This window comes from Gorillibacterium massiliense (assembly GCF_000455485.1).
Classification (GTDB): Bacteria; Bacillota; Bacilli; order Paenibacillales; family NBRC-103111; genus Gorillibacterium; species Gorillibacterium massiliense.
On the sequence record NZ_CBQR020000054.1, the window covers coordinates 1 to 15,252 of the forward strand.

The window sequence follows — 15,252 nt, forward strand, 5'->3', positions numbered from 1 at the left end:
TGCGGACCGGGCCCGATGCGGACCGACCCGACAAAGCGCTGTCGATTTCTTTTTCGACCGGAAGGCAAGGCGGCGTCATCGTCAACATCGCTTCGGTGGGGGACTTTACGGCTCTCGTGCAGGCGCGGCGTATACGGCATCCAAGCACGCGGTGGTCGGCTTGACGAAAAACGTCGCCTTTCAATATGCGAACAAAGGCATCCGCTGCAACGGCATCGCTCCCGGCGGTGTCAACACCAATATCGGCACCACGATGAACGCTCCTGACTCCTTCGGCATGGAACGGGCGATGGCCGCCGCATCGGCGAATCCCCGGTCGGGAGAACCCGACGAGATCGCCAAAGTCGCGCTGTTTCTCGCTTCCGACGACGCCAGCTTCGTCAACGGCGCCATTGTAGTCGCAGACTCCGGTTGGACCGCCTATTGACGTACGGTCGTCTCTCCTCCGAACCCTATTTCCAGATAATATCATTTATTTTACTCAGGATGAAAGCCTGTTGAACAGGAATGATTTCCCAAACGATCGAAGGAGGTCATTAATTGTGACGAAACGCAAGAAAAGACCGGGAGACGAACCGGACAAGCCTTTGCATACCGGAGAAATGCGCAACGGCCGCTTGAGCGCTTTAAAGAATGCGAAAGACGGCGAGTCCGGCGCGCCTGACGCTTACTATAGCGCCCTTGCTCCGGAACGGATTTTAAGCCCGAACAACCCGGATCAGCTTCCTAACTATCCCTCGAACGACTAATCCAAACGATTCCTATAAAAAAGATCGAGAAGAGAGGCTTGTCCAGCTCTCTCATCTCGATCTTTTTAATGCATGCCTAAATAAATCTAATCTTACCTTCCCATCCCCGGCCTTTTTCCTTCCGCAAGCAGCCCGTCGATTTTCTCGATGAGTCTGGGAAGTTCACGGATTGACGTTATTGTAAAGTCAGCTCCACATTTCATAAAAAATTGCCCCGTTTTCGTCATGACCGACTCCCTCTCCGGCTCGGTCAACCTTTCATACTCCGCCAAAGTAAGTCCCATTTCGGAGCTGCCCGCGATTACCCCTACCGTCCACACACCGGCATTCAAGCCCTCTTCAATATCCGAAGCCGTGTCGCCGACTTTGACCATTTTCCAGCAGGTGGACAGCTTCAGTTTCTCCATATTGCGGTAAATCATATAGGGATATGGTCTGCCGCGAGAACCGGTGTCGTCCGCCGTTACTACCGAGTCCACGCTATAACCTCTCGCACGAGCGCCCTCCGTAACCACATCCATCATCAGTCCGGTGTAACCTGTGGTTGAACCGATTTTGATCCCTGCCGCCCGCAGCGCTTCCACCGTTTCGATGGCTCCCGGAATCGGTTCGGTATATTCGGATAAAGTTGCCATTAGGGCTGGCTGGAATGCCTCGTACAAATCCTGAACATCCTGCTCGTTAAACGGTCTCCCAAACTGAACTTCCCACAACGCGGAAACCCTCGGCATGGACAGCATGGCTCGGATATGATCGATTTTCAGCATGCCCATTGGAGCTCGCGCTTCCTCCAACGTCACTTCGAGACCTGCATTTTTGAATATCTCAAGAAACACATTTACAGGAGCGAAGCAACCGAAATCGACAGCTGTCCCCGCCCAGTCCATGATGACTCCTTCAATCTTGTTCATCGGCCTTCTCCCTCCAAATAATCGGCAACGATGCCGCATAAACGTTCGATGTCTTCCTCATAGATCTCTCCGATATTGCCGATGCGGAACGTATCGGCATCCGTCAGCTTGCCCGGGTAGATGACATATCCCCGATCTTTTACAAATCGGTAGAACTCTTCAAAGCGGAATGATTCGTTCGGGTATAAAAACGTCGTAATGATCGGCGACTGCATCTCAGTGGGAATATAGGATCGGATGCCCAACTCCCCCATCCTCTCCCGGAGCAAACGATTATTCCGGCTGTACCGGGCAAATCTTGAGGGGATTCCCCCTTCATCGATGAGTTCGTCTATAGCTTTAGCAAAAGCGGCTACCGCATGGGTCGGTGAAGTAAAGCGCCACTTCCCGTCTTTGTCCATGCCTTTCCACTGATCATATAAATCCAATGACAAGCTGCGGGCAATACCCGCGCAGTTTTCCAGTTTCGCTAGTTTCGCGATGACGAAGCCGAAGCCCGGCACGCCTTGAATGCATTTGTTGGCGCTGCTGATCAAAAAATCGATCCCGAGTGCTTTCACGTCGATTTCGATTCCGCCGAAACTGCTCATGGCATCGACGATCAGCGTTTTTCCGTATTCTCTCGCGATACCCGCAACCATTTCCAAAGGATTCAAAATTCCCGTCGTCGTCTCGCAATGGACCATCGCGATGTGGGTAATTTGCTCGTCCGCATCCAGACAGGCTCGTATCGCCGAAGCTTCCGGATGCTCATCGCAATGCACGCAGTACTCTTCATAATTCAAGCCGATATACTGTGCCATCTTGACGAGCCTCTCACCGTAAGCGCCGTTCGTCAAAATCAACACTTTATCTCTGCCAGAGATTACCGAGGTCATGACGGACTCCACGGCGAAGGTCCCGCTTCCTTGCATCAGAACGACCGTATATTGTTCCGGCTTGGCGCCGGCAAAGTTGAGAAGCTGTGACCTGATTTTTTGTGTAATAGCCTTATATTCATCGTCCCAGGTGCAGCGGTCCAGCAGCATTTCTTCCTTCACCGAGCGGGTCGTGGTCAGCGGCCCCGGTGTCAGCAGTTTGTAGGGTTTCATCCGGTTTCACTCCATGTTGGGTTATTGGGCTTCTTTAAAAAAGTTTTGATGTTTTTCCAACAGATCCACCGTAAGCGGCTGCGTAAATTTCATCGGTTTGGCCGGTTTGTTGATGTCCTCTACGCTTTCCCCTTTGTACAGGGCAACAGGATAATAAGAGATCAAATCCTTACGGGCGTCTTTAATGATCGTTTGTGCCATTTTCATAGCCAGATCGGTAGTAGCGTTTTTCTTGTCCACGACTGCAATGGATTCCGTCAGTGAAAAGTTCCCTTCCACCGGATCCACGTAATCGATAGGCGCGCCTTCCGCTTTCGCTTTCACCGCTTGATGGCGTAGGCCGAAACCGACCGCCACTTCACCTGCTTGTACTTTTTTGATCGGCCCGGAGCCGGAGCTTTCCAGATGAGGTCCGACATTTGCAATAAGATCGTGCAAAATCGTTTTCCCTTCATCCTCGCCGTATTGGGTAATGATCGCTTGAACCAGCAGCCAGGCGGTGGAGGAGCTCATGATGTTCGGAATGGATACTTGATCCTTATATTCCGGCTTCGTCAAATCTTTGATGGAGGTTGGCATCGGCAAGTTTTTTTGCTTCAAAACATCGGTGTTCACGAAAATCGAGCCGGTATTTGCCAAAATTGGCGTGTAGAAAGCCGGATAGGTTTCAATGGCACCGGTGTCGAAATCAAGATTTTTGTACATGGAATATTTGGCCTGGGAGCTATCGATAAAATAGGAGCTCATCGTAACTAGATCCGCTTCGATTTTGCTTCCTTCCGCCATGAGCTTGCCGCCCAGTTCCGAAGTGCCTAGCGCCTTAACCAAATATTTATTCTCGTAACCGGCGTTTTTCAAAGCGGTTTCCATAGCCGCCACCGCTTCATCATCTGCATTGGTATAAATGACGACTTTTTTTGCTTCATTTGCCTTACTGGAGCCGCAACCCGTGAACGAAACTGCAAGAGCCAGGACACACAATCCTGCCAGCATTCCTTTAATCGTTTTCCACATAGATATCCCTCGCTTTAACGAATTTAATTTTCAAATTGGAGAATGGCCGAATATGAAATCTGCCGATGACCGGCGCCTTTTTCTGCAAAAAATCGCACACCCCCTTCACCGTCAAATTCGTGAAGAAGATCAACAGCGACAGCACGAAGATTTCGTTGAATTTTTCGAAGTGCTGCAGTTCCTTAATGGTGCTGGCCACGACGGAGGTGCGGGCTGATACCAAGAAGATGAGTCCGCTGATGGTAACCATGGCATTAACGAAGTAATAGCTGAACATCTCAATGACCGTAGCGGCCGAATTCGGCAGGATAACCCGATAAACGGTCTGCAGCCAACTGTCACCCAATAACTCTCCTGTCGTTTCCCAGGAGCGATTCATTTTGGACAAGGCATTTTTGGCCATCAAATAGGGGGTAGTAAAAAAGTGAACGATATTGCATAGAACGAGGATCGTAAAGGTATTCTTCAAACTGCTATTGTTGAATAACAGCAAGTAAGAAATGCCGAGCACCATGCCGGGCAGCGTATTGGTGAGCATCGCCACAGAGTCCAAAACGGACTTCCCTTTGATTCGGGTACGCGCATTCAATAGCGCCGCCCCATAAGCCGTCAGCGTACCGAATAACGCCGTGAATAGAGCTAATCCCAATGAATGCCGGTAAACGTCAGTCAGGGAGCTGGAGTTCAGCACATTCTTCACATGCTTGAACGTGAACGTTAAGTCATAGGGATAGCCCGCGAGCCAAGGAGCAATGAACATGATGGCGAAAACGCTCAACATACTGAAAAGAATGGCGCAGGATGCGAAGCCGAAGCCGATATCCCGAACCCGATGCCTTGGCAGTTCAATCTTATCCAACCTATCGTAGTGAAAATTCAAGCGTTCCAGTCCATTCAGCAGCCAAACACCAAATACGGCAGGAATCAGCATCAAAATGGCGACCACTGCACCTTGATTGAAATCTGGAATGGAGCCCAACATAATTTGATAAAGCTCAGTGGCGATGACCGGGTAAGTTCCGCCTACCGAAGCGGGAATGCCGAAGTCCGTAAAGCTTAAGATAAAAGAGGTAACGAAGGCGCCTCCCAACGCGCCAGCCATCGGCCGCAAAACGGTATGGAGGAAGCTTCTTACGGTTCCGTCCCCCATGAGCTTGGACACAATGAGAAACCGCTTGTCAAAATATTGGAAGCCATGATGAAGAAGCAGAAACGTCAAAGGCAGGGTGTAGATGACATAGCCGGTCAAAAGACCGTTGAAGCCGTAGATCGGGAACAGATTCTTTCCCACGATACGAGTGATAAGACCTTGATTGCCGAAGGAATACATAATGGCGAATCCGTAAGTGATGGTAGGAAGCAGCATGGGAACGACGACGGCTGTCCGGACCACGCTTTTTATCGGACGATAGATATTCGTGCAGTGTATTGCATACGCGAGAACAAAACCCAGCGCCGTCGTGATCAGAGCCGTTAATGCCGACACTTTGAAGCTGTTTATGATGGACGTCACCGTCTCGCTGTTTTTCCAAACAGAAACGTAGTTGGCGAATGTGTATCCCATCTCCCCTTGGAAAGAACGGATCAGCAGGACGATAAGCGGCATGACCATAAAAAAGATGAATAAGAGCAAGATCGAAGCAAACAGGATGCGCATGACCGGTTTCACTCTAGGCATATTGATCACCGAACAAGTTAAAGATGTTATGTCTTTTGATTTCCAGTTGGTTGATGATGAAACGTTTCACAAAATCGTTTCCCGGCTGATGGATGATCTCCCCGGGTGTCCCGAAGCGCGAAACTTTACCTTGATCGATGATGAGAACCTTATCGGACAATGTAAGGGCCTCCTCCGGGTCATGGGTTACGATCACCGTCGTCAGCTTGAATTCCCTTGCGATGGACTGAATCCGTTGCTTGATGGATTCCTTGATGACGCCGTCCAATGCGCTGAGCGGTTCATCGAGAAGCAGAATGTTCGGTTTCATAACCAATGTTCGGGCAAGGGCTACTCTCTGTTTCTGTCCGCCGGAAAGCTCGCCGATCTTCTTTTTCAAGTGGGGACTCAGCTCAAGTAGGTCGATAAACTCTCGAACCTCTTTTTCAGAGACAACGCCCTTCTTGTTTCGCAGTCCGTATATGATATTCTCGTAAGCATTAAGATGAGGAAACAGGGCATAGTCCTGGAAAACGATATTGAAACCCCGTTTGCCCATCGGCATTTGGGTAACGTCCGCCTCATTCCAAATGATTTGTCCGCTGTCCGGAGCGGTTAAACCCAAAATAATGTTAAGCAGCGTCGTCTTACCACTGCCGCTAGGACCGAGCAGCGATATGATTTCACCGGTTCCGACTTCAAAGCTGATATCGTCCAATACATCTTTACCGTCAAATTGTTTTCCGATATGCTGAAGCTTCAGCAAACCGTTCACCTCCTTGATTTCCACCTCAGTATAAAAAGGAATTGTCAAATCTGACGCACAACCATGTAAAGATTGGGTTAATTTATGCATATCTCTTTCATACATATTGCATATATGTTTCATATGTTGATTTCCTTCTTTGAAGGCATCCGCAAAACCTGTTGAACAAATAAGGCATAATCGGTAAACTGTAGGAAGTCGATGGCAATTTGCCGCAATTCCAAGTCAGAACGGGTGAGACGATCATGCTGCCACTTGAAAGACAGAAAAAAATCATCGAGCTGCTTGCAGTGAAAAAGGTACTCAAGCTTACAGAGTTAACCGAAGATCTGGACGTCTCCATGGATACGCTGCGACGGGATATCAACCACTTGTCCAGTCAGGGCAAGATCGAAAAGATTTACGGCGGCGTCAAGCTGATGGAAACTTGGCTCGGCGAATCCTCCATGGAAGAGCGGATGGTCAGCCATCTGGATGAGAAGGAAAAAATCGCCCGCAAATGCAGTGATATCATCCAGGACGGTGATTGCATTTATATCGACAGCGGTTCAACGACCTATCAAATCGCCAAATTCATCAAACACAAAAAAAACCTCACCGTCGTCACCAACTCCATCCCAGTGATCAATGAGTTGATGCAGAGCGACGTGGAGCTGATCATCATCGGCGGCAAAATCCGTACGCAAGAGCAATCCGTCATCGCCTATGATTATATTTTCAATTTCCACGAATTGAATGTCCGCAAAGCCTTCATCTGCTGTAGTGGCATTACCCTCGAGAGAGGCATTTCCGATTTCAATATGGAGGAAGCCATTACTCGCAAAAAGATGATCGAACTGTCCAGCGAGGTCTACATCGCCGCCGACAGCACCAAGTTCGGCAAGGACGTCACCGTCGCCATCGCCCCCTTGGATCGGATCGATGCCATCATTACCGATAATAATCTGGATACCGGATTTATCGCCAAGTTCAAAAAGACACGCACCAGCTTGATCGTTGCGGATTTATGACAGCAAAAACGGGCACCCCAAGGTGCCCGTTTTTTGCATAAGTATTGCATAGAAGGTGCCTTTTCTATCTTACCTTTTCCCCTTAAGCAGCTTGCGTTCCACCCAAGCCACTATTTGGTACATCACGGCTGCGACGATGGCGATAAGGAACAAGCTGCCGATGACGAGGGTAAAATTAAACACTTGAAAGCCATAAACAATGAGGTAGCCTAGCCCTTTTTCCGATACGAGAAACTCCCCGACGATCACGCCAATCCAAGCAAGACCCACATTCACCTTTAAGGTGGATACAATGGACGGATACGCCGCCGGTAAAATCACTTTATAGAACACTTGAGGACGGGAGCCACCGAAAAGCCGCACCACTTTAACATAGTTGGCATCTACCTCGCGGAAGCTTGAAAATACAACGAGCGTCGTGATGATCACCGTCACCGCCAAAGTCGTGCCGATGATCGACAGCATGCCGGGGCCAAGACCGACGATAAAAAGTGGACCAAGGGCAACTTTTGGCATACTGTTCAGGACTACGATATAAGGATCGAGCACCTTCTCGATGAAGGGCGACCACCACAAGAGCACCGCCAGCAGCGTTCCGCAAACGGTGCCTAGCACAAAGCCGATCACGGTTTCGGACACTGTCATGCCAAGGTGGGGCCAGAGTGTTCCGTCTTCCGCCATGGAAGCTAAAAGACGAACGATCTTGCTGGGATAACTGAACAGCAAAACGTTCAGCCACTTCATTCTTCCCGCCAGCTCCCAGATACCCATGAACAGAATAAAGATCGCCGCTTGCACGAGGTGAACCCGGAGTTGAAGCATTCTGCGCTGCCGCACATGGGCGGCATAGGTTTTTATCGTTAAGGCGATGCGCTCTTCACCATGGCGGTTCATCAGCCGGCTGCGTTGTTCCGGCGTCAATTCCGCCGTCCGGTCGGGAGTTCCGGTTTTCTCGGAGTTCGTCATGTTCCCTTCCTCCCTCCCGGCGTTTCCAGCTCCCGCCATATATCGTGAAATAGCCGGTGGAAGCCTTGCTTTTCTCTCGCGTCCAATGGGACGGCACGGCGGATCTCCTCCGGAACGGTGAATTCCCTGCGAATACGGCCAGGATTGCGCTCCAGCACCAAAACCCGGTCGCTCAGGGCAATAGCCTCCGAGATATCATGGGTGACAAGAAGCGCCGTCTTCCCATGGTTGCGGATTGCGTTTGCCACCAAGTCCTCCATCTGCAGCTTTGTTTGGTAATCCAATGCCGAAAACGGCTCATCCAGAAGGAGCAGATCGGGATTCGTCGCCAGCGTCCGCACAAGCGCCGCCCTTTGCCGCATGCCCCCGGACAATTGAGAGGGATAGTGGTCTCTCACCTGCAGCAATCCCATTTCATCTAACAGACGTAAAATCTCCGCCTTGCTCTTCCGGGTGACGGCGTCATTCAGTTCAAGACCGATCAGGGCATTATCGAAAATCGTCCGCCAAGGGAACAGATAATCCTGCTGCAGCATGTATCCTACTTTCGGGCTGGGTTGTTTGACAGCTTTGCCGTAAACTTCCACCCCCCCTTCAGTTGGCCGGATGAGCCCGGCAATAATGGAGAGGAGCGTCGTTTTTCCGCAGCCACTGGGACCAAGCAGGCTGACAAACTCTCCAGGCTCAATCTGAAAGCCGATGTCATCGACGGATAGGGTTGCCCCCTTCTCGGTGACATAAACGTGGGTGACTCCCGATAAACGCAGAGCCGGAATTGTCGACGCTACCGCTGCTTCCATGGCAGTCACTTCACATCCGCTTTCGCTTTTTCCGCAAAGTGGTTGTCGACCAGTTTGTCATAAGGCGCCCGCGCTTTCAGTTCCCCTGCCGAGTCCATAATATCCTGCAGATTGTTCCACTCCTGCTCGTCGATAATGGGGTCTGTGGCAAAGGAGCCTTGCTCTTTATACCGTTTCACGACGCTGACTACGATGTCTTTATCCACCTTGTTAAAATAGGGAATAACGGCGTTTGCTACCTCTTCGACGGATTTCGTATCCACCCACTTCTGGGCTCTCTGGATAGCGTTTGTGAACTTTTGGACGACATCCTTGTGTTTCTTCAGGTAGCTTTGTTTCGCCATATATACGGTATAAGGCAGATGGCCGCTTTCCTTGCCGAAGGATGCGATGACGTGGCCGGTGCCTGCTTTTTCAAAGACGGAAGCTTGGGGCTCGAACAATTGAACATAGTCGCCAGTTCCCGATGCAAAAGCCGATGGGATGTTGGCAAACTCGATATTCTGAATCAGGTTCATGTCCTTGTGGGGATCGATGCCGTGCTTCTTTAAGGTAAATTCCCCTGCCATTTGAGGCATACCGCCCTTCCGCTGGCCGAGAAAGGTTATGCCTTTCAAGCTGTCCCAATTAAAATTCTGGTCCGGCTTGCGCGCAACAAGAAAGGTACCGTCCGTCTGGGTCAACTGGGCGAAATTGATGACCGGATCGTCCGCTCCCTGCTGGTAAACGTAAATGGATGTTTCCGAACCGACCAGACCAATGTCCACCGTTCCCGACAGAATCGCCGTCATCGTCTTGTCTCCGCCTGCCGTCGTCTGCAGATCGACATCCAATCCCTCATCTTTAAAAAAGCCTTGGGATAACGCCACATACTGTGGAGCGTAAAAGATCGAGCGGGTCACTTCCCCGATACGGATTTTCGACGCATCCTTCTTGCCGCATCCTGCCAACATCCCGACTGCCGCCAAAAGCAATGCCAACAGCGCAATGGTTATCCGTTTCACCGCAAGCCCCCCTCAAGTCGTAAAATGAATACCGTATCCTATGCAGATCTGGGCGAATGGGTTAATGCCCGTATGAGCTGGGAAACCGACGGAAGCCAAAGAAAAAGCCATCCGACGGCTAGGCCGAAGGATGGCTCGTTGAAGACGGTATGTCCCAAATTCCGGGAAGCGGTATCTTCACTCAAATCTTATTTCCATGCTTGCTGACATGCGGATGCGCGGATTTTCCGGACTCCGCCTTGATCTCTGTCTTCTTCACGGATCTGTACCCGAAGATCAGAACGCCGATGCCGATGGTTGAGGCTATTGTCAACAGAACCATGTACCAAATTCCTGTCGCGGTAGGCATGTATGATTCCCCCTGTTCAACTTCGCGTCCGAAAACGGCGCCTTTCTATCCTACACCAAATTAAGGGTATAAATCTCCTTGTATATCTTTACAGCTTATAAACCGCCTTATATTTCTCTTCCAAATACTCCACCAAATACAGGGGATTCAATTCTTCACCTGTTACGCTCATGATGATTTCGTTAGGAGTCAGCTTTTTACCGTAGCGGTAAATCTTTTCCTTCAGCCAATCCTTGATGGGCAGCAGATCTCCTTTGGCGATCTTTTCGTCCATATCAGGCATTTCCTTTTTCAACGTGTGGCGGATTTGAGCGGCATACATGTTGCCGAGGGCATAGGACGGGAAATAGCCGAAGGAGCCACCCGACCAATGGGTATCCTGAAGGATGCCGGTTTTATCGCTGTCCGGTTCAACGCCAAGATATTCCTTGTATTTTTGATTCCAGACGGCAGGCAAGTCTTCGGTGTGAATCGATCCTTCAAAGAGGGCTTTTTCGATTTCATAACGAATGATGATATGCAAATTATAAGTCAATTCGTCCGCTTCTATACGGATAAGCGAAGACTCCGAAACATTGACGGCACGGATAAAATCTTCCTGACTCACCTGCTGCAGCTGCTCGGGAAAGGCTTTTTGCAGATCGCCATAGTAGCGGATCCAGAACTCTGGGCTACGAGCCACCATGTTCTCCCAGAAACGGGATTGAGACTCATGAATGCCCATGGAAGTGCCGGAACTCAGATTCGTGCCCTTCAGCTCCGGATCGATATTTTGTTCGTAGAGTGCGTGTCCGCCTTCGTGAACGGTACTGAACAGGGCGAAGGTAAAGTCACTCTCGACATAGCGGGTGGTAATCCGTACATCACCCTGATTGATGGTAATTTCAAAAGGGTGCTCGGTTTCATCCAGCCTTCCAGCGGCAAAGTCGTACCCCATCTCCTGTACGATCATCCGGTTGAACGCTTTTTGCTTCTCGATGGGAAAAGACTGCTTCAAGAAGGACGCATCCGGCTTGTTGGGCGATTCACTGATGGCTTTGACAAGCGGAACCGTCCGATCCCGCAGCGTGCCGAAGAGTTTGTCCAGCTTTTCCACGGTGAGTCCCGGTTCATACATGTCCAACAAGGCATTGTATTTATGCCCTTCGTAGCCATACAGCTCAATGAATTGTTTGTTGAATTCGATGATTTTTTCCAAATAAGGGCGGAATTTCGGGTAATCCGATGCGTTCTTCGCTTCCGTCCAGATCGTTTCCGCTTGGGATGTTAGGATCACGTATTCCCGGTACATGTCTGGCGGAATTTTAACCATACGGTCATAATCCTTACGTAGATCCTCCGCCATTTTCCGGGTAAGGGGGTCGATGGTATCGTCCTTCGTTTGTTCGATAAAGCTCAAAAAATCGCCCATTTCTGCGGAAGTAGACATTTTGAATACATCCGTAGAGAGCAGTCCCAAAGACTCCGAGCGGTCTTCCACACCTTTACGGGGTGCGCCGGTACGCAAATCCCAATACATAATGCTGATAGCTTCGTTATAACTGCAGATGCGCTTCACCAGATCGCGAAAACCTTGAACTTTTTCTTGAACCATGCTCATAAGTATGGCTCCTCCCATTCCATCAAGATACGTATAATTTTACATCTCTTGCGAATCAATAATCAACAAAAGCGCACAGCGATTCTTTTTCCGCTGAATCAAAAGTTCCATGGATTTGCATTTCCAGTTGACGCCGGTCCCGTATGTGATAAGATGTTCGGAAAGGGTTTCACATTTCTGTTGAAAATGAATTTTCATACGCAAAGATGCATAAGGATGGACATAAACATCCAGTTTAGGAGGGATTTCACTTGTCAAGACTGAATGACATATTAGAATTTAATCGTGGTTTCGTCCAAGACGGGGAATACCGGAAATACAGCACCGATAAATTCCCTGACAAAAAAATCGCCATCCTCACCTGTATGGATACCCGCCTCACCGAACTTCTGCCTAAAGCGATGAACCTTCGCAACGGAGACGCTAAAATCATAAAAACGGCCGGCGGTCTCGTGGCCCATCCATTCGGCAGCGTCATGCGCAGCATTTTGGTTGCCATCTACCAACTGAACGCCGAAGAGGTTTACGTGATTGGCCACCACGATTGCGGCATGACTGGCTTGAACCCGGATGAAGTGCTGTCGAAGGCGGTTAAGCGCGGCATTTCCGAGGAAACCCTGCACACCCTTTCCTATTCCGGCGTCGACTTAGACCGCTTTCTGACGGGATTCGAAAACGTCCAAGACACGGTAAAAGCCAGCGTGAAAGCCATCCGCAACCATCCGCTCCTGCCCCAGGACATCAAAGTTTACGGATTGGTTATCCACCCGGAAACGGGGCAATTGGATCTGATTGCCGAAGATGAAGATGGGGTTCAACAAGCTTGATCATACGCTGCCTGCTCGCTGTTGATCAGCTTGTAGGCAGCTTTTTTATGGGATGGAAGCAAAAATGCCCGAGTTTTCGGTTATTCCCGCGCATCGCTGTTTGGCGGGGCAGCCCGTCGTTTTCGCTTTGCGGCTAGGCTCCTTTCCCGCTCCATGACCACCGTCGCTCGGTCTCTCCGCAAATGCTTATGCACGATGTCATCATGAACCGTTCCGTCGGTATTTTGCCACATGAATCCACGCTGTTCTGCCAGATTCCGGCAGGCGTCGAGAAGCTGAAGGTCTGATATCGGCAGGTTGGGCTCTTCATACTGCTCGGTACCACCGCTTTCGCCTAATCTGCGCAACTGCTCCTTAATCTGCCCAATTAAAACCTCTCCATCTAGCCCCAGCTCGTCCCATTTTTCCCCTTCACCGTTAGAAATCGCCTTTTCGGCCATATTCCTAGCGCCGATCCGATTGCCCCGACGTTCGTGATAGGCACTGACGGCAACCTGGATGAGCGCCAGCCAGCGCTTAGTCTCGGCCGTTCCCGCCGTCTTTTTCCAATAGTCCTCCATGATCTCGTGGCATTCAAAATAATCCCGCTCACCATGAAACGTTACCAGATAGTCCAAATATTCTTGCGGATATTCGCGGCGACTCTCCATGTCCAAGTCTCTCCCCCGTCGACAAAGCCGTTTTGCTGCCATTTTATCAAACCTTGCGGGAAGATGAAAACCAGATCACTCCATCCGTCTGCCTCTATCAACTTAACTGTCAATATTTTTTGGCAGATATTGATAATACTTTGTTTTTTGGATACACTTTATTTTGCAGCAAATTTTTTATAGAAAAGAGTTTATATATGATACCAGGCTTTCGTTTCATTAAGTTGAGGAAGTAAGACGCATCATCTCAATCCTGAAAACAGGGTTTATTTGATTTGTCTTTTTTCAACTAATGAGATGGAGGCTTTTTTATGCCCAAATTTGTGGGAATTAAAAAGAAACGACTTGTTGTTATCGACGGAATGCCAGGGTCAGGGAAAACCACCTGTGCAACAATGATTGCAAATAAACTAACTTCATGGAACATCATAAACAGATGTATTTTAGAGCTTGAGGAAAATCATCCTCTGTTTATACATGATCACAGGTTCAGTTCATTTGAGGATGATGAGCAAGCAGATTTATATATTCGTTTGCTCCAATCCAAATTTAAGGATTTTGTTAATAAATGTACGAACGACATTCATGATGTGACAATAATTGAAAGTGTATTATTTCAAGATGCAATTAACTGTGCTCACCATATGGGAATGAATCACGATAAACTACTCCATCTCTCATCGAGTTTAATGGGTATTCTTGAACCATTAGAGCCCCTATTAATTTACTTTTACCAAGTCGATGTTGAGGGACAATGGCGCTTCATTTGCGGTGTGCGCGGGAACGAGTGGGGCCCAGTATCTTTGCATACGGATGATGATTTTAGGGAAGCCGGCATTTTATGGGGAGGTAGTCAGTCGTTCGTAAGGTCAATTATTGATTCATGGGAAGTTCCAAAAATCATTATCGAAAATAAAGATTATCATTGGGATGAGTATTCAAACCGTATTATTCAATTTGTTAGAAACAGTATTAGATAAAAGAGATAAAGGAACTAGATTGGATAGCAAGAGGATCGTCCTTCAGTCATTTTGATGACGGAGGGGCGACCCTCAAAAACCTATTTTTTAAGCTTTTGTGCCTTATTCAAATGGACGATAAGATGGCGGGTCGCCGGCATAAGGAACAAGCCGCTCACGGTCAAATTTCCCCAGTAATCCAGCAACCAGTGCGCTTCCGGGACAACGTCCTCCTGATCTTCTACCTGCTTGATGCGCGCATGATCGACTTTGCGTTTGTAATCACCGGGCTGTAGACTTGCGATAATCTCTCGAGTTCTTCTGCCCACCGCCGTGCGGTAGTCCCGAATGGCCGCAAAATCCAGCTCGGAGCTAAGCCGTCTCAGCTTATCGTCATTCATCCCGTTGCCTGTGTCGCGAAAAGGGATGTTAAGACGCCCAGACCATCCTTCGTCATAGAGCTGGGTTCTTCCCGCTGCCAGCGTATTCATCGCAATGTCCTCAATACGGGTCGAATGATAGATATGCCAAGCGACGGAGTTCACTCCCGGCTTCGGAATCCTGCGAAAAGCCATTTCCGGCATATCGTCCAGCACCTCGTCTTCATAGGACCAAGAGATCGCCGCATCCATTTTGGCAGAATGCATCGCCCCGTGGAGGCTCAAGAGCATGTCCGTCGCTTTCTCATGAGCTGCGGGCTTTGGCATTACCGCCCTCAATTCCTTGATCGTTTCGTTCCAGATCGACCGGTCGGTTATTCTCGTCATCTCCAACTCCCACTCTCCCCCATACAGGAACACATATTCGCATATACCCATTATATACCAATGTTATTGGAAAATAATAGATCCTTCTCGCAAAAAGAAAACTCATGCCGCTAAAACGGACATGAGCTTTGA

At 49.3% G+C, this 15,252-nt stretch carries 16 protein-coding genes and 1 pseudogene; 5 read left to right on the plus strand and 12 right to left on the minus strand.

Annotated elements, in window-relative coordinates; genetic code table 11:
• Positions 1-427: pseudogene (locus TJ79_RS05520) on the plus strand (SDR family oxidoreductase); the annotation flags it as partial.
• Positions 428-542: 115 nt separating this feature from the next.
• Entirely contained in the window at positions 543-749 is a 207-nt protein-coding gene (locus TJ79_RS05525; RefSeq protein ID WP_040949304.1) for a hypothetical protein, read from the plus strand.
• A 92-nt stretch (positions 750-841) separates the two neighbouring features.
• On the opposite strand, the gene phnX is transcribed toward TJ79_RS05525, so the two are convergent.
• Genes phnX through TJ79_RS05550 form a run of 5 tightly spaced genes read right to left on the minus strand, consistent with a single transcriptional unit; the run spans position 842 to position 6,188 of the window.
• A complete protein-coding gene (phnX, locus tag TJ79_RS05530) occupies positions 842-1,660 on the minus strand; it encodes a phosphonoacetaldehyde hydrolase (protein ID WP_040949305.1) in 819 nt (272 codons plus the stop codon).
• Complete coding sequence (gene phnW / locus TJ79_RS05535; protein WP_040949306.1) at positions 1,657-2,751, minus strand: 2-aminoethylphosphonate--pyruvate transaminase; 1,095 nt, start codon at positions 2,749-2,751, stop codon at positions 1,657-1,659. Before phnW ends, phnX begins: the two co-directional genes overlap by 4 nt.
• Positions 2,752-2,772: 21 nt before the next feature.
• The gene (locus TJ79_RS05540) at positions 2,773-3,765 is read right to left on the minus strand and encodes an extracellular solute-binding protein (RefSeq protein WP_040949307.1); all 993 of its coding nucleotides are present in this window, start codon (positions 3,763-3,765) and stop codon (positions 2,773-2,775) included.
• Positions 3,749-5,443 carry an ABC transporter permease subunit gene (locus TJ79_RS05545; RefSeq protein WP_081756729.1) on the minus strand — a complete coding sequence of 565 codons (1,695 nt, stop codon included), beginning with the start codon at positions 5,441-5,443 and terminating at the stop codon, positions 3,749-3,751. Before TJ79_RS05545 ends, TJ79_RS05540 begins: the two co-directional genes overlap by 17 nt.
• Positions 5,436-6,188, minus strand: coding sequence for an ABC transporter ATP-binding protein (locus TJ79_RS05550; RefSeq protein WP_040949330.1), 753 nt, complete (start codon positions 6,186-6,188; stop codon positions 5,436-5,438). Before TJ79_RS05550 ends, TJ79_RS05545 begins: the two co-directional genes overlap by 8 nt.
• A gap of 245 nt (positions 6,189-6,433) precedes the next feature.
• On the opposite strand from TJ79_RS05550, the gene TJ79_RS05555 reads away from it, so the two are divergent.
• Positions 6,434-7,198, plus strand: a complete 765-nt coding sequence (locus TJ79_RS05555) for a DeoR/GlpR family DNA-binding transcription regulator (protein ID WP_040949331.1) — start codon at positions 6,434-6,436, stop codon at positions 7,196-7,198.
• Positions 7,199-7,267: 69 nt separating this feature from the next.
• On the opposite strand, the gene TJ79_RS05560 is transcribed toward TJ79_RS05555, so the two are convergent.
• From TJ79_RS05560 to TJ79_RS05575, 5 genes are all read right to left on the minus strand, one after another.
• The gene (locus TJ79_RS05560; protein WP_040949332.1) at positions 7,268-8,092 is read right to left on the minus strand and encodes an ABC transporter permease; all 825 of its coding nucleotides are present in this window, start codon (positions 8,090-8,092) and stop codon (positions 7,268-7,270) included.
• A gap of 68 nt (positions 8,093-8,160) precedes the next feature.
• Complete coding sequence (locus TJ79_RS05565) at positions 8,161-8,964, minus strand: ABC transporter ATP-binding protein (RefSeq protein WP_040949333.1); 804 nt, start codon at positions 8,962-8,964, stop codon at positions 8,161-8,163.
• A 5-nt stretch (positions 8,965-8,969) separates the two neighbouring features.
• A complete protein-coding gene (locus tag TJ79_RS05570; RefSeq protein WP_081756732.1) occupies positions 8,970-9,917 on the minus strand; it encodes an ABC transporter substrate-binding protein in 948 nt (315 codons plus the stop codon).
• A gap of 232 nt (positions 9,918-10,149) precedes the next feature.
• Complete coding sequence (locus TJ79_RS27085) at positions 10,150-10,317, minus strand: hypothetical protein (protein WP_155987785.1); 168 nt, start codon at positions 10,315-10,317, stop codon at positions 10,150-10,152.
• An 88-nt stretch (positions 10,318-10,405) separates the two neighbouring features.
• Positions 10,406-11,911 (minus strand): carboxypeptidase M32, encoded by a 1,506-nt coding sequence (locus tag TJ79_RS05575; protein ID WP_420319373.1) that lies wholly within the window; start codon positions 11,909-11,911, stop codon positions 10,406-10,408.
• A 257-nt stretch (positions 11,912-12,168) separates the two neighbouring features.
• Between TJ79_RS05575 and TJ79_RS05580 the strand changes: the two genes are divergently transcribed.
• Positions 12,169-12,744 carry a beta-class carbonic anhydrase gene (locus TJ79_RS05580; protein WP_040949310.1) on the plus strand — a complete coding sequence of 192 codons (576 nt, stop codon included), beginning with the start codon at positions 12,169-12,171 and terminating at the stop codon, positions 12,742-12,744.
• Positions 12,745-12,824: 80 nt separating this feature from the next.
• Here the strand turns inward: TJ79_RS05580 and TJ79_RS05585 are convergent, their stop codons facing one another.
• Positions 12,825-13,394 carry a DUF309 domain-containing protein gene (locus tag TJ79_RS05585; RefSeq protein WP_040949311.1) on the minus strand — a complete coding sequence of 190 codons (570 nt, stop codon included), beginning with the start codon at positions 13,392-13,394 and terminating at the stop codon, positions 12,825-12,827.
• A 311-nt stretch (positions 13,395-13,705) separates the two neighbouring features.
• On the opposite strand from TJ79_RS05585, the gene TJ79_RS05590 reads away from it, so the two are divergent.
• Positions 13,706-14,374, plus strand: a complete 669-nt coding sequence (locus TJ79_RS05590; RefSeq protein WP_040949312.1) for a P-loop NTPase family protein — start codon at positions 13,706-13,708, stop codon at positions 14,372-14,374.
• 80 nt (positions 14,375-14,454) lie between these two features.
• Here TJ79_RS05590 and TJ79_RS05595 read toward each other — a convergent pair whose 3' ends face one another.
• On the minus strand, positions 14,455-15,171 hold the full coding sequence (locus TJ79_RS05595; RefSeq protein WP_081756731.1) for a DinB family protein: 717 nt from the start codon (positions 15,169-15,171) through the stop codon (positions 14,455-14,457).
• Between the last annotated feature and the right edge of the window lie 81 nt (positions 15,172-15,252).